Genomic DNA, 19,639 nt, shown 5'->3' with positions numbered 1-19,639 from the left:
CTTAGTTGTGGTAATCGTTTATAATAATAAATTTTAGTCCCTCACGAGTGGAGCGAACTGCAACATATTTGTTAGGATACTTTTCTCTAAGCTCTTTAAGTGCGATCTGGATCAAAACACCGTCAAGTATTTTAGTCTGCGCTCTGCCGTCTCTATCTACATTCTCATAAACCGCGCTCAGGTATCTCGCCACCGACTCCTCTTGGTTTTTTAAAAACTCTGCTATCTCTAAACGAAGCTGCAGCTGGTACTTAGTATTTATCCAGTTAAATATCATATATGAGAGTGCTTTATATCTGTAGCCCTCTTTGCCTATAAGAAGCGCGGCATCTTCGCCTTTGAACTCGACAAGAAGAGTCTCTTCATCGTATGCGCTTACTTCTATCTTCTCTATTTTAAAGCAGATAAAACCAAAGAGCTCGTTTATCTCTTTTTGTACTTTTTTAGCGACTTCATATGCGCTAACCGCTCTAGAGCTGCTCTCTTGCTTCTCTTCTTCATCCTCTTCGTAATCGGCTGTATAGTTGATATCTTCCATATCGTAGTCGTCATCTTCTTGCATACTGACGAATGACTCAGGCATAATGGTATCGTTGATTATGTTGTGTGAAGGTTTTTTGCTCTCTTTTTTTGGCTCTATATTTTGTGTTTTTTTCTCTTTTGGCTTAAATTCAGGTTTCTCTTTTTTTGCGACCTTTGTCTCGTGCTCTTTGCTCTCTTGCTTTTTCTTAGCGGCAACAATTATCGCACTCTTTTTAAAAAGCCCCATAAATCCACTGCTGGGACTCTGTACGATCTCAATCATAAGCTCGCTTGCCGAACACTCTAAAGCAGCTGCAGCATCCTTGCAAGCCTGCTCTAGAGTCGTTGACTCTATCTTAATCATCTTTTTTCTCCACATGCTTATGCGCTGCGATCTCTGCCTCTTTAGCATTTTTAAACTGCTGATTTACAATAAACTGCTGTGCAATAGAGAAGAGGTTGTTAACAAACCAGTAAAGAACCAATCCTGACGGGAACGTTAAAAAGAAGAACGTAAATATTATAGGCAGGAACTTAAATATCTTCTCCTGCATAGGATCAGTAAAATTATTAGGTGTAAGTTTCTGCTGATAGTACATTGAAGCACCCATCAATATAGGAAGGATAAATGTAGAATCCATTCTAGATAGGTCATCTATCCACAACGCCCACTCTGCGCCCTGAAGCTCAACCGCATTTAGAAGTACGCGGTATATCGCGAAAAATACAGGGATCTGCAATAGCATCGGCAGACAACCGCCAAGTGGATTTGCTCCATGCTTTTTATATGTGTCCATAACTGCAGCATTCATACGCTGTGGATCACCTTTGTACTTTTTCTGAAGCTCTTTGATGTGAGGAGAGAGATCCTTCATCTTCTGCATAGAGACCATACCCTTGTATGTTAAAGGATATAGGATCGTTCTAATGATAATTGTAAGTGCAACAATCGACCAGCCCCAGTTGCCAAAAATACCATGCAACCATGAGAGAAGCTGAAAGAGCGGCTTTGATGCGAACGTGAACCATCCATACTCAATTGCGTTTGTCAAAACAGGATCAATATTATGAAGTGTTTTATACTCTTTTTGCCCTACATACCCGCTAAAAGTCATATTTTGAAGTGCTTCAAAGTAGATGACCGGATCATCATTTCTGTCTCTCTCTACGATTATGTTCGTATCTTTTGCAAATCCGTACATAATTGTCGCAGAGTATTGATCAAACGCAGAGATCAGCTCAACACCGGTAAATGTTTTTCTTCCTGCAGCGTCGCCATCTTCTATGATCGTTACCAGCTCATCATCAGTATAGACCATTGCTCCTGATACCGTCATCATCTGCTCAGTAATACGCGGTCTCTGTCCTAGATATACAAAATATCTCTTGTCATCAGAGAGAGATATCTTTACATCGTAATGCCCGTCTGCAAAAAAGAGGATCTCTTTTGTAACTGTTAGGCTAGGTAGCTCCTGAGTTAACGTAACCTTTTGTGAACCATCTTTTAAAGAGAGCTCTGAGACTGACGTCTTATAAGGAACCTTCGATGCTTCATCATTTAAGTTTGGTTCCAAAAATCTGATAAAAAGCGGTTTTGGTCCTGCATCTGCAATAAGCTGTGCATGCTTATCGTCTTTGTCATTGTACTTGTCTTGAAGCAGCACTTTTGAAGAGATACGCCCCAGTGTATCTAGCTTCATTACGAAGTTATTACTTGTTACGGTAACTAAAGTGCTCATATCATTTACAGCCATCTTCTCATCAGTTGAGATCTCATGACTTACTACATCTTCTACTTTTACAGCTTGTGGCTGGAGTGTTGATGAACCTTGAGTTTTTTCTATACTTTGAGCATCTGTCTGAGTATTTTTTGCAGCTTCTATCTCCTCGGGTGGAAATATAAGCGTATACGCTACGAAGAACAGGATCGAGAGCACTACCGCTATCGTTAATCTTTGATTTGGTGTCATTTTGTCTAACACATTTTACCCTTAAATGAAAAATTTTTTATAATATAAAAGCGGTTTTTTTTATTTGGAACCAACCAATATTTTATAGAATCAACCCCTATGTTTGTGGGCTTTAATGAGAGTTTGTCAAGTACAGGGTACTCGATACCGCCATCAAAGAATTGATTACAACGCAGTATTCTAGTAAAAGTGTGGTAAAAAGCACTTGAAATGGAGTTATTTTCGAAGTTGATTCTTGCATATTCACTGCAAGATGGGTAATATCTGCAACTGCCGTATCCGATAAGCGTAAAAAACTTTTGATAAAGCCACAAAAATTTAAGTAAAAACTTCCTAATCATTAGGCTCTTTCTTTATCGTATTTAAACGATTTAAGATCTTTTGAAAATCATTTTTGAGTTTTTGGTGTGTGACTTCATTGATTGATTGTTTGGCTACAAAAATATATGTGCCGTCTTTGAGAGTTGGTGAGAATTCACGAAAGAGAGCTCTAAGTCTTCTTTTTGCTCTATTTCTTTTTACGGCGTTGCCTATTTTTTTGGTCGCCGTAAAACCCACTTTATGAATCTCATTAGCGGGAAGAAAAAACAGCACTACACTATCAGAGTGTGCATCTTTTCCTTTTCTATATATATACTGAAACTCTTTATGGAGTTTTAGCGTATAGAAATTTCCTAAACCGACAATTTTTTACGACCTTTTGCACGGCGGCGGTTAATTACATTGCGGCCATTCTTTGTTGCCATTCTTGATCTAAAACCGTGAGTTCTCTTTCTTGGCGTGTTATGAGGCTGGTATGTTCTTTTCATGACATATCCTTCTTTAAAATTAAGTCCGAAATCATATAAGAAAGTTACTTAAAGCGTGGTTAAGATTTGCACATCAGTGCAATTGAGCACACTTATGTAACATCTAAAGATGGTTATTAAGATATTTTAACCTCTATCTCGCCATCTTTAAAGTCAAACTCCACACTTGAACCCTCCTCTATTTTACCCTCAAGGATCAGTTCCGCAAGTCTGTCTTCTACTATCTCATAAAGAGCACGTTTAAGAGGTCTTGCCCCGTAAACAGGGTCAAATCCAGCTTCGGCTATATATGCTTTTGCACTTTTGCTAAGTGTAAGTGTGATATCTCTAGAGGCTACTTTTTGAGCTATCTCACTGAAGAATATATCCACGATTCCCACTATCTGCTCACGTCCAAGTGCATTAAATATAACTACGTCATCGAGTCTGTTTAAGAACTCCGGTTTAAATGCCTGTTTGAGCTCACCCATAACCATCTCTTGAAGCGCATCGGAGTTAGGGTTGTTGATTATCTTCTCACTTGCAATATTTGAAGTGAGGATGATAATAGTATTTGTAAAATCAACCGTTACGCCTTTGTTATCGGTCAATCTTCCATCATCTAAAACCTGCAGCAATATGTTAAAGACATCTGGATGAGCCTTCTCGACCTCATCAAAAAGAATTACGCTGTAAGGCTTTCTTCTAACCGCCTCTGTAAGCTGTCCGCCCTCTTCATAACCCACATATCCCGGAGCTGCACCTACGAGTCTTGAGACTGCATGCTTCTCCATATATTCGCTCATATCTATTCTTATCATAGCATCCGGCGAGTCAAACAAGAACTTGGCAAGTGTCTTTGCAGTCTGTGTTTTACCCACACCTGTCGGTCCTAAGAATAGAAAACTTCCTATAGGAGAGTTTCCGCTTGAGAGACCTGCTTTGTTTCTTTTTATTGCTCTGGCAACTGCATGAGTAGCTTTGCTCTGCCCTACTACCTCTTTGTTTAGCTCCTCTTCGACATTTAGTATCTTATCTTTGTCTGCTTGGAGCATCTTTTTAACAGGGATACCCGTCCATCTTGAGATTATCGAAGCGATCGACTCCTCATCAACGCTGTTTTTCAGCAGAGTTCCCTCTTTTTGAAGCTTTTCCCAATTCTCGTTAATCTCTTTTTCTTGAGTTAAAAGTGCCGGAATCTCTCCATACTCTATCTCAGCCGCACGATTGAAATCTGACGTGCTTTTAGCTACATGAGCCTCTCTTCTTTTTGCCTCGATCTCATTTTTAATACTTGATATCTTTCCAAAGACCTCTTTCTCATACGCAAACTGAGCTTCCAAGCTTCTTATGCTCTCTTCAACATCCGCAAGCTCTTTTTTAATCTCTTCCAGACGTTTTGTATTTGCCGGAGTATCCTCCATCTTAAGCGCCTCTTGCTCGACATGAAGCTCGGAGCTTTTTATCTTGGCGTTGCTTAGAGTATGCGGCTCTGACTCTATCTGCATCTTCAGCTCTGCCGCTGCCTCATCAATAAGGTCGATTGCTTTATCAGGCAGAAATCTGTCCGCAATATATCTGTCGGAGAGTTTTGCTGCGGCAACTAAAGCGCTGTCGGTTATAGTTACGTTGTGATGCGTCTCTAAGCGCTCTTTTATACCGCGCAGTATCTGGAGCGACTGATTGACCGTCGGTTCATCAAGATTAATAGGCAAGAAACGTCTCTGAAGCGCCATATCTTTTTCAAAATATTTTCTATACTCTTTTAGCGTCGTTGCGCCTATAGTATGAAGCTCTCCGCGTGCGAGTGCAGGCTTTAAAATGTTTGCCGCATCCATGCTCCCCTCACTTGCCCCTGCTCCTACAATCGTGTGGATCTCATCTATAAAAAGTATGATGTTTCCGCTCTTTTTTACCTCATCAATTACAGCTTTAAGTCTGTCTTCAAACTCACCTCTGTACTTTGCACCTGCTATAAGTGCGCTCATATCAAGAGCTATCACCTTTTTGTTTTGAAGCGATGTAGGAACCTTGCCATCACTTATTCTCTGAGCAAGTCCTTCGACCAATGCTGTTTTACCGACACCAGGTTCACCGAGTAGCATAGGATTGTTTTTGGTTTTACGGATAAGTATCTGCATCATACGTGTGATCTCTTCATCACGCCCAATCACGGGAGCGAGTTTACCCTCTTTTGCTTCGTGCGTTAAATCTATTCCATATTTTTTAAGCGACTCAAGAGTCTCATCCGAACTTTGAGACTCTATCTTCGTATTGCCTCTTGAAGCCTCGATATTCTTTGCAAGTTCAGAGATATCTATATACTTTTTCAAAAGGCTAAAGAATGGCTCATTTTTTAGATTTGCCAACAGATAGGTGTCAACAGCCAAAAAGGAATCTCCGTTTTTTGTCATCAGCCCGACACCGTTCTCAAGCGTTTGCACAAAGTTTTTAGAGATTCTAATACTCTCTTTTGAGACGGTAGAAGATTTAGGAAGCTTCTCGCTCATGCTTTTTACGTCAAGCTCTATAGCTACTTTGTCAATGCCCATTTTGTTAAAGAGTTGGTTCAACACAGAGTTTGAGTTTGTAAGCTGTGCCCATAAGAAGTGTATAGGCTCTACTTCCTGATTTTTATTATAGAGTGCCAGCGAGACCGCGGACTCAATCGATTCACTCATATTGTTTGTTAGTTTTTCAAATATATTATTCATTGTTATAAATTCCTCTTTATGATTTTGAAGAATATTATATCAAGTTGAGTGACATCTTGTCAAGTCTTTTTAGTCTAGTTATATTATAGTGGCTTTTAATTTAATTTATATTATAATTCCAAAAAAATTTTATTAGGATTTTATATGCCGACAATTGTAGATGCTATAGTAAAACGCTCCTCTAAGAGAGCCTTTTTACCAAAGCCGGTGCCGCGTGATATTCAAGAAAAAATTTTAAAAACCGCTGCCATGACGCCAAGCGGAGCAAATATGCAGCCTTGGATCACCTACGCTATCAGCGATGAAGATGTCTTAAAAAATATCGGTGATGCAATAATTGAGAAAATGAACAGTGGTGTAGAACATGACCAGTTCATCCAGTACTATCCGCTAAACTGGAAAGCACCCTATAAAAAGAGAAGAATAGAGACAGGTGTTGGGCTATACACTCTAATGGGCGTGGATAGAAAAGATGTAGAGAAACGCACAAAGATGTGGCATGACAATTTTAGATGGTTCGGGGCACGCACCGTATTTTTTGTCTTTACGGATAAATCTATGATAGATGGCGCGCAAGGCGCTCTTATTGACTGCGGTGCATATATGCAGACAATTATGCTTGCGGCTCAAGAGTTTGGCATAGATAGCTGCCCTCAAGGCTCAACTACCGAGTTTGGAAGAGTTGTTGCAGATGTTTTAAAGCTGAGTGAAAACCTTGCGCTTCTGTACAGTGTTGTTCTGGGCTATGAAGACAAGGATGCAAAGATCAACACCTATAAGCCAAGCAGAGCAGATATAGAAGAAAACGTTATCTTTATATAAAACCTTTTTGCTTGTATCTCTGCAACATACTCTCGTTGCCGCTCACTCCGCCGCTGTGAATATATAAAATCTCCTCATCGGTCTGCTCCAAAAGTGCTCTCCACATACCTGGAGCGTATATAAGATCAAACTCTACTCCGCCGCTTAAAAGTTTTTGCTGCATCTCTAAAAATTCTATATACGGCTTTGCAAAGTGGTACTTCTTTTTGGGTTCTAAAATAGTAAGATTTTTCGGTATCTCATGAAGTGCGCTCATCTGCTCTCTTAAGTAGTCGGCATCACCAACGCAAGGGGTTGTATAGACTCTATACTCAGGCAGAGAGAGAGCCAGAAAAAGCGCTGTTGTTCCTGTTCCGGATGGGGTGGCTAAAGATTTTAGATGCAAATTCTGCTCTCTTATCTCCTTGGCCAAAACTTCCAGCCCAAGCCTTGCTTCCTCTACAGCTCCGCCCTGATCTATCACAAATGTCTCTTCATCAAGGTTCAATCTCAAAGAGGCTATAAAATCTCTGTAGAGATCATTAGCGAGCTCTATATGCTTCATCCCGAGTCTCTTGGCATGGTAAAAATTGCCGCCCTTTTCATCCTTTTGTGTAGTGCTTAGAGGCTTTGTGTAGTAGATAAACTCCCAGCCCTTGTTTTTACACATTGCGGCAATTGCAAGCATTGCATTTGACTGTGTTCCGCCGTAAGAGATAACAGTTTTAAATTTTTGAGGTGGTGTTTGTAGAAGCGTGTATAGTTTGCGGTATTTGTTTCCTGCTAAAAAAGGATCTATAAGATCATCTCTTTTAACATAAAAACGTCTCCCATCAACATATAGTTCCGAGATGGGAGAATACATAAATTTAGAATCTATTGAATTTTTGCTTTTTTCTCTAGCTCTTTCATCTTTTCAAGCATAACACTCTTAGCTTTTTCCACTTTTAGTCTCTGCTCGATCGCTGCTTTTACTTCAGAAAAACTTCTTGTCGTCTTAGGTCTTTTATCTTCAACATATATAACATGATGACCAAATTGAGTTTTTACAGGCTCAAGAGTGAACTCTTTTGCTTTCATTGAGAATGCTTTGTCGTTAAACTCAGGAACCATCTGTCCCTCTGAAAAGTAGCCAAGATCACCGCCCTCAGGAGCACTCGCACAAGTCGACTTCTCTTTTGCGATCTCCATAAACTTGTTTTTCAGAGCATCGCCTTTTAGAGGTTTAAGTTGAGCGATAATACTCTTAGCATCGCTCTCTTTCTCTACTAGAATGTGACGAGCTCTTACGCTCTCATCTTCAGCAAACTCCTCTTTGTTCGCATCGTAGTAATCTTTCTTCTCTTTCTCAGAGATAGCTATCTTGTCAAACTCTCTTTTTTGCCAGATCTGAATAGCGACCTCTTTTTTAATGCGGTTTGTCACCTCTTCATATCTCTCTTTAAAATCAGGTGCTTGCAGTAGTCCTGATTTTTCAGCGTCATCATAAACAAGCTCTTTTGCGATTAGCTGCTCTAAGACCTGCTTTCTAAATTCTGCCTGCTTTTCAGGTGGAACTTGATTGAGTCTTCCCTGCGTTGCAGTCATAAGCTCTTTATCTACATCTTCTTGAGTAATTGCAGTGCCGTTTACGGTCACCAAGGTTTGAGCCATTGACATTGTCGATACAATAGCTAACGAAGCTACTAGTTGTGTTACTTTTTTCATTAATACTTCCTTCTTTATGTAAAAAAATTTTAGTTAGTTAATGCTAATGATTATTAAACGGAGCGCATTTTGTATATAATTACGCCATGAAAAAAGCCACAAAAAAAGAGATAAAAGAGATTTACGACCTTTTTATAGAAAAATACAGCGATGCCGTGACCGAGCTAAATTACAAAAACGCTTACGAACTTGTTGTTGCGGTCGCACTTTCAGCTCAATGCACAGATGTCAGAGTAAATATTATAACGCCCGCTCTGTTTGCAAAATATCCGACTCCATCAGCATTGGCAAAAGCTGACATAGAAGATGTAAAGTCCATCATTAACAGTTGTTCATTTTTCAACAATAAAGCAAAAAACATCATAGAGATGGCAAAAAGGGTCGTAGAGGTTTACGGCGGTGAGATACCGATGGATGAAAAAGAGCTTGTAACACTTGCAGGAGTGGGGCAAAAGACTGCAAACGTCGTGATGATAGAGTATACGGGAGCAAATCTGATGGCGGTTGATACCCATGTATTTCGCGTCTCACACAGGCTTGGTCTAAGCGATGACAATACAGCGATAAAGACAGAAGCAACCCTTGTAAAAAAGTTTAAAACCGATCTGCGCACACTTCATCAGGGAATGGTGCTTTTTGGACGCTACATCTGCAAAGCAAAAAACCCAAAATGCGATGAGTGTTTTTTAACGCAGCAGTGCAAAACAAAAGAGAGTTTTAAAGTTTAAGACGAATGTGGATTAATTTTTGCTTGAAAAGAGCTATGACAAAATATTTACTCACTATATCAGCACTATTTATCTTCTCAGGATGTGTCAATAAACACGGCGTGTCACTAAAGTACTACAGCGACTGCGAGGAGTACTACGACGTTCAGGGCTACTACCACAAAGAGTGCGGCAAAGATGACATAATCACTTACAAAGAACTTGAAAAAAAAGCGGATGAAGCGATAGACTATGTAGTAGGAGCCGAAGAAGAGAAGCCAAAAGGGAATGTTTGGTAATTTTTAATATATTGGATTAAAAGGTATTTAAATGAATGTTTCATCAGCCACTCAAACTGGGTACACACAAGCGACAAACAAAACAACGGCGCCTGATGCCACTTCAGCGTATGAGAGCACAACTTCCACACAAACAGAGCAAACCGATAAAATAGCTGAAATACAAAATAAAGAAGAACCTACAAAAGCAACTACAGGGGTTCAAAACAAAACTCAAGAACCCATAATAACGACACAGCAAGAGATAGAGATCAAGCAACAAGTAGCGCCGACTATGAGCGAGACAGAAGAGAGCCCACTTGCTACGGCTATACAAGAGAGTTCTCAAACGCAAAGTGCTAAAGAGTCTCAAGCTACTGGAAAAATGGCTGAGATGCAAGAGAAGTATAAAGATGTATATACTCCGATTCCTGAAACTTACTCCAAAACAGACGAAGAACTTCAAACAAGAAAAGTTCATGAGGCTTATCCAAACTATATTTCAGGTCCAGAGTTTTTAAAAATTGTAAGTTCTTTTCTTGAGGGTACGCGTATTGAATTAGGTCAAAAACTTACTCCAGAACAAGAAGAAGCACAAAAACTTGATTATGCACAAGCATTCCAAAAAGCTTATGACATATTTGGTGGAGAAGAAGCTTTTATAGAGATGCAAAAAGGTGCTCATGAAATTATGAAAAAGTACCCAGTAAATAGTTGGGGAAAGGATGAACGAGTTCATAACGCAACAGAGTTGGCTCGTTTTACTAATGCAGCGACTTATGAAGGTTTGGAACAGGGTAAAACGATTGAAGAAGCTAGAATATATGCTGCGAATTTAAGATCATCATTCATGGATACAAGCTACTCAACAATAAATTTTTTAGAAACACTTATAAAAGCCGGACGAGCTGATCCAGATTCACTTAAATGGTTTTTAGACCAAGATGAAAAATACTATCCGAAAAATCCGAATGATATAGACTTTAATTATGTCAATAATCAAACTATGGATTTAAGAAAATATGGAATAGAGGGAAGTTGGGAATATTATGAGAAGCCTGAAAATCAAAAGGCAATGATTGAAGAGATAGAGAAAAAAATAGGTCAATTCAATTTTATGTTAAATAATGAAAATCTCATAAAAGATGCTTATAGTAAACTTGTTGCTAATGCTCAGGACCTTGGAAATAATGCTGGATATAAAAAGATGATTAACGATGATTATATGCCTAGAATGGTAGACGGGCTGAATATTTTCAAAAACTATACAATCTATGACAATTAGTCGAATGATTAATTATATCTCGCTCCCACGCTCCTGCGTGGGAGTGTATACTTTCTTTGTCTGCTTTGACTTATATGCATTCCCACGGAGACCGTGGGAACGAGAAAAGTTAAATTAACGACGAAATATGAAGCGATTTTACTTTATAGCTATGAATGTTGCGAAATTTGCCCAGCGAAATACTACCTCACAGTGTGAGAAACCACAGTTTTTTGCCATTTTAATATTTTCATCCTCGCTGTAGGGGACTAGAACATTCTCAAGCGCTTCTCTTTTTTGCATTATCTCATACTCTGAATAGCCCTGCTCTTTTTTGAAGTCATAGTAACACTCGATCAGATCTTTATTCAGTTTTGGATGATGGCTTATAACCTTTTCGCTAAAGATAAAAATACCCTCTTTTTTTAGTGAAGCGGATATCTTCTTTACAAGCTCCTCACGAATAAGCGGGCGTATAAACTGAAGCGTATAGTTACTGATAAAGAGGTCAGCCTCTTTGTACTCATACTCAAGTATATCCGCGTTTGCAAGCTCAATGTCCGCCCTGAATGCTTCGCACTTCTTTCTGGCCTGTTCAAGCATCGCTTCGGAGTTGTCAAGCCCGATGAGAGTCGCGCTTTTTTTTAGTTTTCTGCTTATGTTTATAAGAAGTGTTGCGGTCGAGCACCCCAGATCATAAGCCACGCCGCCGTCTTCTAACTGTTTAAGCGCGAAAAACTCCGTAATTTTCTGAGACTCTTTATAAAAGGGTACACTTCTTTGAAGCATATCATCAAAGACTGCAGCGACCTCTTCATCGAACTCAAACTGTTTTTTTATCGGTTTTGTAAATACTTTATCATTCATTTTAATTTCCTAGGCTGAAATTTTAACCAAAATATTATGATACAAACCATATAATCTACAAAAAACTAAAGGCAGAGGGATGGAGATAGAGACATCGCATTTAATGATGATATTTTTTATACTGCTTTTTGCGATCAGCTTCTGGAAGATATATGCATTTTTACCGAACAAACAGCTTGAAGATGACGATACGACCAAAGAGGCGCAGGAAGAGCTACAGAACATCATAATAAAAGTTATAAAGAAAAACGGTCCAGATATTGACAGCAAAAAGCTCTTTAATTTAATAATAGCAGATGAGAAGTTTGATAAAGAGAAGTTTTGGAGATTTAACGAGAACAGGCTAAACAGAGAGCTCTCTTCATATTTTTTACAAAATCCGCATCTAAAAAATATAGAAGATATTTATAAAGAGAGCTAAAACTGACTATTCTTTATTAGTTTTTACCTATGGCATTTAGGTCTGAAAATGCACTCTCAACTCTTTGAACAAGTGTTAACTGACCTGCTCTTAGCCATTTTCTAGGGTCGTAATAGTTCTTGTTGGGCTTATCTTCGCCCTCAGGATTTCCGATCTGGCCTTGAAGATAATCTCTGTTTTTCTCGTAATAATCTTTAACGCCTATCCAAGTAGCCCACTGTGTGTCGGTATCGATGTTCATCTTTATAACACCATAGCTTATGGCTTCGCGTATCTCTTCAAGAGTTGAGCCTGAACCGCCGTGAAATACAAAGTTTACAGGTTTTTGAGCAGTACCAAATTTCTCCTCAATATACTTTTGGGAGTTATCCAATATCTTTGGAGTCAAAACAACATTTCCAGGCTTATAAACACCGTGAACATTACCGAATGATGCTGCTATCGTAAAATTAAGCGAGATTTCACTCAGCTCTTTATATGCGAATGCCACATCTTCAGGCTGTGTATAAAGCAGAGAGTTGTCGATATTCGAGTTATCTACTCCATCCTCTTCTCCGCCTGTAACTCCAAGTTCTATCTCGATGCTCATACCAATCTTGCTCATTCTTTGCAGATATTTTTTACAAATTGCCACATTCTCTTCCAAGCTCTCTTCGGAAAGGTCAAGCATATGAGAAGAGTAGAGAGGTTTGCCGTTGCTTTTGTAGTGACTCTCGCCTGCGTCAAGAAGAGCATCTATCCAAGGCAGAAGCTTTTTTGCGGCATGGTCAGTGTGCAAAATAACAGGGATTCCGTACGCCTCTGCCATCATATGAACATGGATCGCACCTGAGACCGCACCAGCAATTGCTGCTCTCTCTCCCTCATTGCTCAACCCTTTGCCTGCATAGTATGAAGCCCCGCCATTGCTAAATTGAATAATTACGGGGGACTTCACTTTTGCCGCAGCTTCTAAAACAGCGTTTATAGAATCAGTTCCTACAACATTTATTGCAGGAATGGCAAAACCGTGCTCCTTAGCATATTGATAAACTTTTTGCACATCGTCGCCAAATAGTACACCCGGCTTTACAATATCTAAAACACCCATTATTAAACTCTTTTTTGATAAATTTTTTGCCTAATTGTATTATAGTCTTCATTTAAAATAACTTTCATAAAACCATTATTATGCTAAAATGTCCGAAAAAATAATCGGGATTTCAAATGAGACTAACGGTAGATGAATATTGCAAATATTTTAAGATGTCTAAAGAGATGGTAAACTCGAAGATTAGAGCAAAAAAATTAAACTATATTATCGAAGAGGGCAAAACGTACATTATAGTAACAAGAAGCTCCCTTGAGAGAGACAAAAGAGAAGAGATAAACGAAGAGCAAAAGAGCACTCCAAACGAAGAGAAGCAGATAATCAAGCCCAAAACGACCGTTGCAACTGTTTTGGCACTCTACCAAAAAGAGAATAACTTTCTAAAGAACAAAATTGTTCAGCTTGAAGCTAAAATAGACAAACTAATAGATGACAAAGAGCAGATGCTGCGTGCAGAGAGAGACAAGATAGAGCAGATATACAGCTCAAAAGATGAGCAGTTAAAAAATATCTTAGAGCTTGTAAACAAGAAGATGAAGTTTGAGCAGGAAGCCACCACTATACACGAAGTAGAGAGCTTTAACCATAACAACAGGATGGTACCTCCAGAGAACCTTGAAATAGTAGAGTTAAAAGAGTATCTAAAGCGCTTAGACCTAAAATCATCACAAAAAAAAGCGATAAAGAGAAGATTTTTGGATGCTTATGACAACGATGTAAGAGTAATTCACAAGGACGGAAAGCTCTACCTAGATTTTTCAAAATACGACTATAGTGATCTGCTTGCTTACTAAAAAATTTAAAACTAAAAATATCAACGCCACTATAGATAAGTTTGCTTCTGAAAATGATCGCTCGCCGCTGGAGTTCTCGTTTAACATAAACGTAGTAGAGACCTATATAAAAACGGTCGCGGATGACAGCTTTGTACTTTACAATGAAGATATACACGACTACTACAAAGATCATGATAAACTTGTCAATGAACATGTGAGAATCAAACAGATATATACCATTACTGTAAAAGAGACCCCTAAAAAAATAGTTAAACTAAACTATAACATTAACTTCTCAGACAACAATATATCTCCCGCAATAATTCTTCATCCTGAATCAGATATTCCTTATAAAAAATATCAGCCAAAAGAGATATACCTGCTTCTTTTAAAGGAGCTAAACAACATAAAAGCTCTAAACGGAATTCTCATAAATATCTTTGATACACAGATGAAAGAGAAGCTAAAAGCTTTTATAAAATATCTCTACAGCGGCAAATTTGTCAAAAAAGTAAAGATTCCTCTCTTTAGCGGAGTTGAACCGGAAATAAGAAGAAACAGCAAACTTATAATGCGCTTTTTACAAAAAGAGACAAACCATCAGGTGATAGAAGTAGATGAGGGCGAGGTCCTAGTTGATTTTATCAAACCTGTTTTTGGCAAAAACGGACTAAACGCATTTGGGGAGATCATTGATAACGACTATTTAAAAAACAGTGAAGACCTGAAGTGTCATGTTGATGAAAAGAGCATTGAGATTGTTGAAAACGAAGATAAAAAGATATATAAAAGCAGACTCAAAGGCTATGTTCACTTTGATGAAAATAACTTCTATATTGATAACAAGATCAAAATGGAGCATCTCTCCCGTGTTCAGGACTCTGTAGCAAAAGATGAAGCGAACAATATTGAGGTCATTATCTCTCAAAACGATACCTCTTTAGACTCTCTTGGAGAGGGTGTTGAACTCACATCCGAGACAATTCATATAAACGGCCATGTCGGCGCAAAATCAACTCTGAGAGCCGTCAATCTTACGATAGACGGCGCAACGCACAAAGACTCCAGCCAAGAGGCGAAGTTTGCTACCATAAACAGACATAAAGGCAGACTTAGATGTCATAGTGCAAAAATAGCCCTTTTAGAAGGTGGTGAAGTTCACGCAACGAACGTTGAGATAGAGAACTCTCTTGGCGGTACTGTCTATGCAGAAAACGTAACTATACAAAACGTTAAAAGCAATCTCAAAGTATATGCATCCAACTCCATAACCATAAAGCGCGTAAGCGGAGAGGACAACCTCTTTAAAATTAGCTACAAAGACATTCCGACACTAAATAGCAAATATAATTTTTTAGCTCAAGAGATGGAAGAGTTAAAGTATAAACTTGATGGTGCACTAAAACACACCCCTACAGATGTTCCTACTTTAAAAGAGCAGATAAATGAGCTAAAAATAGAGCAGGACAAAATAATAAACTGTGTTAAACATGCAAAGATAACCGTAGAGGAGCCATTTAGAGGGCTCAACACTATCACTTTCACATTTGCCGACGGCGAAGAGCTTACCTATAAAACAGATGAAGCTGCTTATGAGCCTTTTTATTTGGTTGAATCAGGCGACTATATTACTCTGCACCCTACCCAAAAGAAGATCCTAATAGAGAAGTAACTCTCTTTAGCACACTCTCTCTTCTCTTCTCATTTTTTTTTCAATCTCCTAGTTTCTTATTTATACTTAAAGTTAGAAGATTTTTCAATGTAAATTTCACACGGTATTCCGTATATTATATAATTTTTAAATATTTAAATATATACTTAAAGTTGTATTTTATATAATTTAATTTATATAAAAGAATATATTACGTGTTTTTATTATAATTGAATGTATATTTAAGTATTTATTCCGTACAATCTCTTATGCAAATTAATGACCTGTTTAATATTCTTCATAACTCACTAGAGTCTCAAAACAATGGAAAGAAAATATCTCTTAAAGATATGGCTGATTCATTTGGGATATCTATGCGTACATATCAGGATTGGAAGCTGGGACGTGCCAAGCCTCAAGCTGCTATTACTGTAATGGAGATGTTGGGCAGACTAGAAGACGATGAGATCATTAGAGCAGTAAGAAAAATAAACAAACTTAAGGATTGAGATTATGAGTACACTGACAAAACAAGAAAAAGATGCTTTAGAAGATGTATTTTTATCCATACATACAGGCAATAATAAATACAAAAAACTAAAAGAATTATCCTCTTTTATTATAGCTGATGAGATCAGCAGTGTTCTCTCAAAACTACTAAAACGTGCAAAATTTGGACTAAAAAAGAGAAAAAGTTCACATTTTTTATCATTTTTAGATAAAAAGAAGAAATCTTTAAGCAAATAAACTATAAAGTGTCTGTAGCTGAATTGCGTAACTTTAAAATTATATTTTAGAGCTATGTGGTTTCGGAAAATCTTTATAAATTCAAGGGTAGATTTATGAATAAAGCTCAATTCGTTGAACTAGTGCAAGCAAGCGGTAATTACAAAACTAAAGTTGAAGCTGAAGCAGCTATCAGAGCATTTACAGATGCAGTAGCGTCTGCATTAGTAAAAAAAGAAGATGTTTCTCTTGTAGGTTTCGGAAGCTTTAGTGCTTCACTACAAAAAGGAAAAAGTGGTAAAGTTCCTGGTACAAGCAAGACTTATACTACTAAAGACAAGATGGTTCCTAAATTTAAAGCTGGCAAAGGTCTTAAAGACCGCGTTGCTGCTGGTAAATAAGACCTCATTTTGCCGCAAATTTGTTTTGCGGCAAATCTCTTCTAAAATATACTTCTTTCTATTTAAACACACTATATAATCGATCTCTAAACAAATATTCTGTCATCGTTTTAAATTTCAATAAAAATAGATACAATATTACTATCATACAAAAGGAGATAGAATGAAAAAAATTCTACTTATTTTACTTACGCTTTTTTCACTGAACCTTAGTGCACAAAGTAGTGAACCCCATGTTGTTTTAGAGACAACTCAAGGAGCAATTGAGCTTAGACTGTTCCCTGATATCGCACCTCTGGCAGTTGAGAATTTTTTAACACATGTAAAAAACGGCTATTACGACGGTGTTGTTTTTCACCGTATTATCAGAGACTTTATGATTCAAGGCGGAGATCCAACAGGCACAGGCAGAGGCGGTGAGAGCATCTGGAAGGAGGACTTCAAAGATGAGTTTACAAATAAAATGTTTGACAGAGCCGGCATTTTGGCTATGGCAAACAGAGGCCCTCACACAAACGGCAGTCAGTTTTTTATAACAACGGCTCCAACTCCATGGTTAAACGGAAGACATACGATATTTGGTCAAGCAACTGCACAATCAATGGTAGTTATAGAAAGACTTCAAAGTGTTGCAACAACTGGAAGAGCCGGCGGTGACAGACCAATTGAAGAACAGAAGATTTTCAAAGCCTACATAAAATAGACATTGTAATTATTCTATAATTAATTTTACAATATAATTGCACCATCAATAAAAAGGCATTTAATGGAAATTCGTACTGTCGATAAAATTCAAAAGCAGGCACTTAAAAAGAGTGCGACAGATTTCACAAGACTCGGTTTTGCCCTATTTTTTATGATAGGAGTTTTGACATTTAGTTTTTTAAGTAACGGCGGAGTCTCTAACAACCTATTTCTTGCCGTAGCAGCACTGATCGGCGCATATATGGCTATGAACATAGGGGCTAATGATGTTGCCAACAACGTCAGTCCTGCCGTTGGAGCAAAAGCGCTTACCCTTACTACTGCTATTATTATCGCTGCAATTTTCGAAGCTGCAGGCGCACTTATTGCCGGCGGTGACGTTGTTAAAACTATCAAAAACGGGATTATCGACATCTCAGCTTTTGGCGGAAATCCTGATCCTTTTATATGGGCTATGATGGCAGCTCTTCTTGCAGCTGCGCTATGGCTTAATTTTGCCACTATGATGAAAGCACCGGTATCTACGACACACTCCATAGTAGGAGGCGTTATGGGCGCCGGGATCGCGGCAGCAGGAGTCAGCATAGTTAACTGGGGTACAATGGGAGGCATAGTTGCATCATGGGTGATCTCTCCTGTTTTGGGCGGCGTTATCGCTGCAGCTTTCCTTTTTGCTATTAAAAAATCGATCGTCTTTAAAGATGACAAGATCGAGGCTGCAAAAAGATATGTTCCTATCTTTGTAGCAATTATGTCTTGGGCATTTGTTACATACCTTATACTAAAGGGTGTTAAACATATCTGGCCAAACATACTTGAACTCCTCAACGCTCTGCCTCTGATATCGCTTGAGATTACGCAAAAACCATCATTTACAACCGCATCTATGATAGGTCTGGTAGTTGCAATTTTGGTATATATGTTTGTAAAAAAGAGAGTCGGCTCAAATACCACAGCTCTTCAAAACTCTAGAGAGTCTGTAAATACACTATTTACCATTCCACTTATTTTTGCAGCTGCACTTCTTAGTTTTGCTCACGGTGCAAACGATGTTGCAAACGCAATTGGGCCATTAGCGGCAATTAACGATGCAGTTGTTAACGGAGGTGTATCATCAGCCGCTTCTATCCCACTTTGGGTTATGGCAGTTGGGGCTTTTGGAATTGCTCTTGGTTTGGCACTATACGGTCCAGGATTGATCAAGACTGTCGGAACCGAAATAACAGACTTGGATCAAATAAGAGCTTTTTCAATTGCCATGGCCGCTTCTATTACCGTTATTATAGCTTCTCAACTTGGTCTACCTGTAAGCTCTACGCATATAGCTATAGGAGGTGTCTTTGGTGTCGGTTTCTTAAGAGAGTGGCTTTATGCAAAAGATGAAAAAAATCATACTATAGAGGATGATATACTCTCTATAGAAGATGAGAAACTGACAAAAAGCGCTTATGAACATGAACTAAAAGCACTCGAAGAAAAAGATGAGAAGTCTCAAGGTGACTATACAAGAATTGCAGAGCTCTATAAACTTATAGCGAATGAGAAAAAGATTATAAAATCAACCAAAAAGAGCATCAAAAAAGCTAAAAAGATCCAATACGTAAGAAGAGACGCGATTAAGAAAATTGTTGCTGCATGGCTTATTACTGTGCCTGCCACTGCTGTCCTTGCGGGAATGTTATTTTTTACAATAAGAGGAATTATGCTTTAATAAAGCTATAGTATATGGACTTAACAAAGCATAAACTTATAAAATACATAAAAGAGATTCTTCTTTTTATTATAGTAATGGCAATATTTGCAAACATATTAAGCTTCCACAGAAGCAACAGTCTGAACAAAGAGCCTATTGATCTCAAAGAGATCACTCTCTTAGATGGCAGCATATATAAAGTGCCTAATAATGAACCAATACTACTACACTTCTGGGCCTCTTGGTGCCCTACATGCAAAGCAGAAGCTCAAAACATAGAGACAATATCAAAGAGTTTTAATGTCTTAACAATCGCTCTTAAATCAGGCAGCGGTGAAGAGATACAAGAGTATTTAAAAAGCCGTGATCTTACATTTAAAACTATAAACGACAGCAATGGGTATATAACTCAAAGATATAGCGTTTCTGTCTTCCCTACTACTATTATTTACGACAAAGATGGTAATGAGCTCTTTAGCGAAGTCGGTTATACGACTACTATAGGTTTATGGATAAGGATGTGGCTGGCAGGATTATAAAGTTTTGTTAGTTTGATAT

Annotated in this window: 23 protein-coding genes; 13 read left to right on the top strand and 10 right to left on the bottom strand. The window is 38.3% G+C overall.

The features are described from left to right. Nucleotide 1: 1 nt before the first annotated feature. The 6 genes from FCU45_RS11235 to FCU45_RS11210 form a co-directional block, all read right to left on the bottom strand. A complete protein-coding gene (locus FCU45_RS11235) occupies nucleotides 2-886 on the bottom strand; it encodes a Jag N-terminal domain-containing protein (RefSeq protein ID WP_137015343.1) in 885 nt (294 codons plus the stop codon). Beyond that, entirely contained in the window at nucleotides 879-2,504 is a 1,626-nt protein-coding gene (gene yidC, locus FCU45_RS11230; RefSeq protein WP_170175865.1) for a membrane protein insertase YidC, read from the bottom strand. The genes FCU45_RS11235 and yidC overlap by 8 nt, the downstream gene beginning before the upstream one ends. After that, nucleotides 2,498-2,833 carry a membrane protein insertion efficiency factor YidD gene (yidD, locus tag FCU45_RS11225; RefSeq protein ID WP_137015341.1) on the bottom strand — a complete coding sequence of 112 codons (336 nt, stop codon included), beginning with the start codon at nucleotides 2,831-2,833 and terminating at the stop codon, nucleotides 2,498-2,500. Before yidD ends, yidC begins: the two co-directional genes overlap by 7 nt. Continuing rightward, the gene (rnpA, locus tag FCU45_RS11220; RefSeq protein ID WP_246032296.1) at nucleotides 2,826-3,125 is read right to left on the bottom strand and encodes a ribonuclease P protein component; all 300 of its coding nucleotides are present in this window, start codon (nucleotides 3,123-3,125) and stop codon (nucleotides 2,826-2,828) included. The genes yidD and rnpA overlap by 8 nt, the downstream gene beginning before the upstream one ends. A 41-nt stretch (nucleotides 3,126-3,166) precedes the next feature. Further along, nucleotides 3,167-3,301 carry a 50S ribosomal protein L34 gene (rpmH, locus tag FCU45_RS11215; protein WP_137015337.1) on the bottom strand — a complete coding sequence of 45 codons (135 nt, stop codon included), beginning with the start codon at nucleotides 3,299-3,301 and terminating at the stop codon, nucleotides 3,167-3,169. Between the two features lie 116 nt (nucleotides 3,302-3,417). Continuing rightward, nucleotides 3,418-5,994 (bottom strand): ATP-dependent Clp protease ATP-binding subunit, encoded by a 2,577-nt coding sequence (locus tag FCU45_RS11210; protein ID WP_137015333.1) that lies wholly within the window; start codon nucleotides 5,992-5,994, stop codon nucleotides 3,418-3,420. A 144-nt stretch (nucleotides 5,995-6,138) separates the two neighbouring features. Between FCU45_RS11210 and FCU45_RS11205 the strand changes: the two genes are divergently transcribed. Further along, nucleotides 6,139-6,816, top strand: coding sequence for a nitroreductase (locus FCU45_RS11205; protein WP_137015331.1), 678 nt, complete (start codon nucleotides 6,139-6,141; stop codon nucleotides 6,814-6,816). On the opposite strand, the gene FCU45_RS11200 is transcribed toward FCU45_RS11205, so the two are convergent. Continuing rightward, nucleotides 6,809-7,660: a pyridoxal-phosphate dependent enzyme gene (locus FCU45_RS11200; RefSeq protein ID WP_137015329.1), complete on the bottom strand. Its 852-nt coding sequence runs from the start codon at nucleotides 7,658-7,660 to the stop codon at nucleotides 6,809-6,811. The two genes, FCU45_RS11205 and FCU45_RS11200, sit on opposite strands and share 8 nt — an antisense overlap. 11 nt (nucleotides 7,661-7,671) lie before the next feature. After that, complete coding sequence (locus tag FCU45_RS11195; RefSeq protein ID WP_137015327.1) at nucleotides 7,672-8,502, bottom strand: peptidylprolyl isomerase; 831 nt, start codon at nucleotides 8,500-8,502, stop codon at nucleotides 7,672-7,674. Between the two features lie 86 nt (nucleotides 8,503-8,588). Between FCU45_RS11195 and nth the strand changes: the two genes are divergently transcribed. The 3 genes from nth to FCU45_RS11180 are packed head-to-tail and all read left to right on the top strand — an operon-like array spanning nucleotide 8,589 to nucleotide 10,772. Continuing rightward, nucleotides 8,589-9,230, top strand: coding sequence for an endonuclease III (nth, locus tag FCU45_RS11190; protein WP_137015325.1), 642 nt, complete (start codon nucleotides 8,589-8,591; stop codon nucleotides 9,228-9,230). A gap of 35 nt (nucleotides 9,231-9,265) precedes the next feature. Further along, nucleotides 9,266-9,508: a hypothetical protein gene (locus FCU45_RS11185; protein ID WP_137015323.1), complete on the top strand. Its 243-nt coding sequence runs from the start codon at nucleotides 9,266-9,268 to the stop codon at nucleotides 9,506-9,508. 31 nt (nucleotides 9,509-9,539) lie between these two features. Next, nucleotides 9,540-10,772, top strand: a complete 1,233-nt coding sequence (locus FCU45_RS11180; protein ID WP_137015321.1) for a hypothetical protein — start codon at nucleotides 9,540-9,542, stop codon at nucleotides 10,770-10,772. Between the two features lie 138 nt (nucleotides 10,773-10,910). Here the strand turns inward: FCU45_RS11180 and cmoA are convergent, their stop codons facing one another. Next, a complete protein-coding gene (cmoA, locus tag FCU45_RS11175) occupies nucleotides 10,911-11,618 on the bottom strand; it encodes a carboxy-S-adenosyl-L-methionine synthase CmoA (RefSeq protein WP_137015319.1) in 708 nt (235 codons plus the stop codon). A gap of 79 nt (nucleotides 11,619-11,697) precedes the next feature. Between cmoA and FCU45_RS11170 the strand changes: the two genes are divergently transcribed. Further along, complete coding sequence (locus FCU45_RS11170; RefSeq protein ID WP_246032294.1) at nucleotides 11,698-12,039, top strand: hypothetical protein; 342 nt, start codon at nucleotides 11,698-11,700, stop codon at nucleotides 12,037-12,039. Nucleotides 12,040-12,055: 16 nt separating this feature from the next. Here FCU45_RS11170 and fbaA read toward each other — a convergent pair whose 3' ends face one another. Further along, nucleotides 12,056-13,129 carry a class II fructose-bisphosphate aldolase gene (gene fbaA / locus FCU45_RS11165; RefSeq protein ID WP_137015317.1) on the bottom strand — a complete coding sequence of 358 codons (1,074 nt, stop codon included), beginning with the start codon at nucleotides 13,127-13,129 and terminating at the stop codon, nucleotides 12,056-12,058. Nucleotides 13,130-13,245: 116 nt separating this feature from the next. Here fbaA and FCU45_RS11160 point away from each other — a divergent pair, with 116 nt between their 5' ends. The 8 genes from FCU45_RS11160 (at nucleotide 13,246) to FCU45_RS11125 (ending at nucleotide 19,620) form a co-directional block, all read left to right on the top strand. Continuing rightward, the gene (locus FCU45_RS11160) at nucleotides 13,246-13,923 is read left to right on the top strand and encodes a hypothetical protein (protein ID WP_137015315.1); all 678 of its coding nucleotides are present in this window, start codon (nucleotides 13,246-13,248) and stop codon (nucleotides 13,921-13,923) included. Then, on the top strand, nucleotides 13,904-15,577 hold the full coding sequence (locus FCU45_RS11155) for a flagellar assembly protein A (protein WP_137015313.1): 1,674 nt from the start codon (nucleotides 13,904-13,906) through the stop codon (nucleotides 15,575-15,577). The genes FCU45_RS11160 and FCU45_RS11155 overlap by 20 nt, the downstream gene beginning before the upstream one ends. Nucleotides 15,578-15,825: 248 nt before the next feature. Beyond that, complete coding sequence (locus FCU45_RS11150; protein ID WP_137015311.1) at nucleotides 15,826-16,065, top strand: helix-turn-helix domain-containing protein; 240 nt, start codon at nucleotides 15,826-15,828, stop codon at nucleotides 16,063-16,065. 4 nt (nucleotides 16,066-16,069) lie between these two features. Beyond that, a complete protein-coding gene (locus tag FCU45_RS11145; RefSeq protein WP_137015309.1) occupies nucleotides 16,070-16,303 on the top strand; it encodes a hypothetical protein in 234 nt (77 codons plus the stop codon). A gap of 95 nt (nucleotides 16,304-16,398) precedes the next feature. Continuing rightward, complete coding sequence (locus tag FCU45_RS11140; protein WP_137015307.1) at nucleotides 16,399-16,683, top strand: HU family DNA-binding protein; 285 nt, start codon at nucleotides 16,399-16,401, stop codon at nucleotides 16,681-16,683. Nucleotides 16,684-16,846: 163 nt separating this feature from the next. Then, the gene (locus tag FCU45_RS11135) at nucleotides 16,847-17,386 is read left to right on the top strand and encodes a peptidylprolyl isomerase (RefSeq protein WP_137015302.1); all 540 of its coding nucleotides are present in this window, start codon (nucleotides 16,847-16,849) and stop codon (nucleotides 17,384-17,386) included. Between the two features lie 63 nt (nucleotides 17,387-17,449). Next, complete coding sequence (locus FCU45_RS11130) at nucleotides 17,450-19,099, top strand: inorganic phosphate transporter (RefSeq protein WP_137015300.1); 1,650 nt, start codon at nucleotides 17,450-17,452, stop codon at nucleotides 19,097-19,099. A gap of 14 nt (nucleotides 19,100-19,113) precedes the next feature. Next, nucleotides 19,114-19,620 (top strand): protein disulfide oxidoreductase, encoded by a 507-nt coding sequence (locus FCU45_RS11125; RefSeq protein ID WP_137015298.1) that lies wholly within the window; start codon nucleotides 19,114-19,116, stop codon nucleotides 19,618-19,620. Nucleotides 19,621-19,639 lie beyond the last annotated feature (19 nt).

It is taken from the genome of Sulfurimonas crateris (assembly GCF_005217605.1).
GTDB classification, from domain to species: domain Bacteria; phylum Campylobacterota; class Campylobacteria; order Campylobacterales; family Sulfurimonadaceae; genus Sulfurimonas; species Sulfurimonas crateris.
Note: the sequence above shows the minus strand (reverse complement) of the source record. Positions and strands in the feature narration are given on the sequence as shown.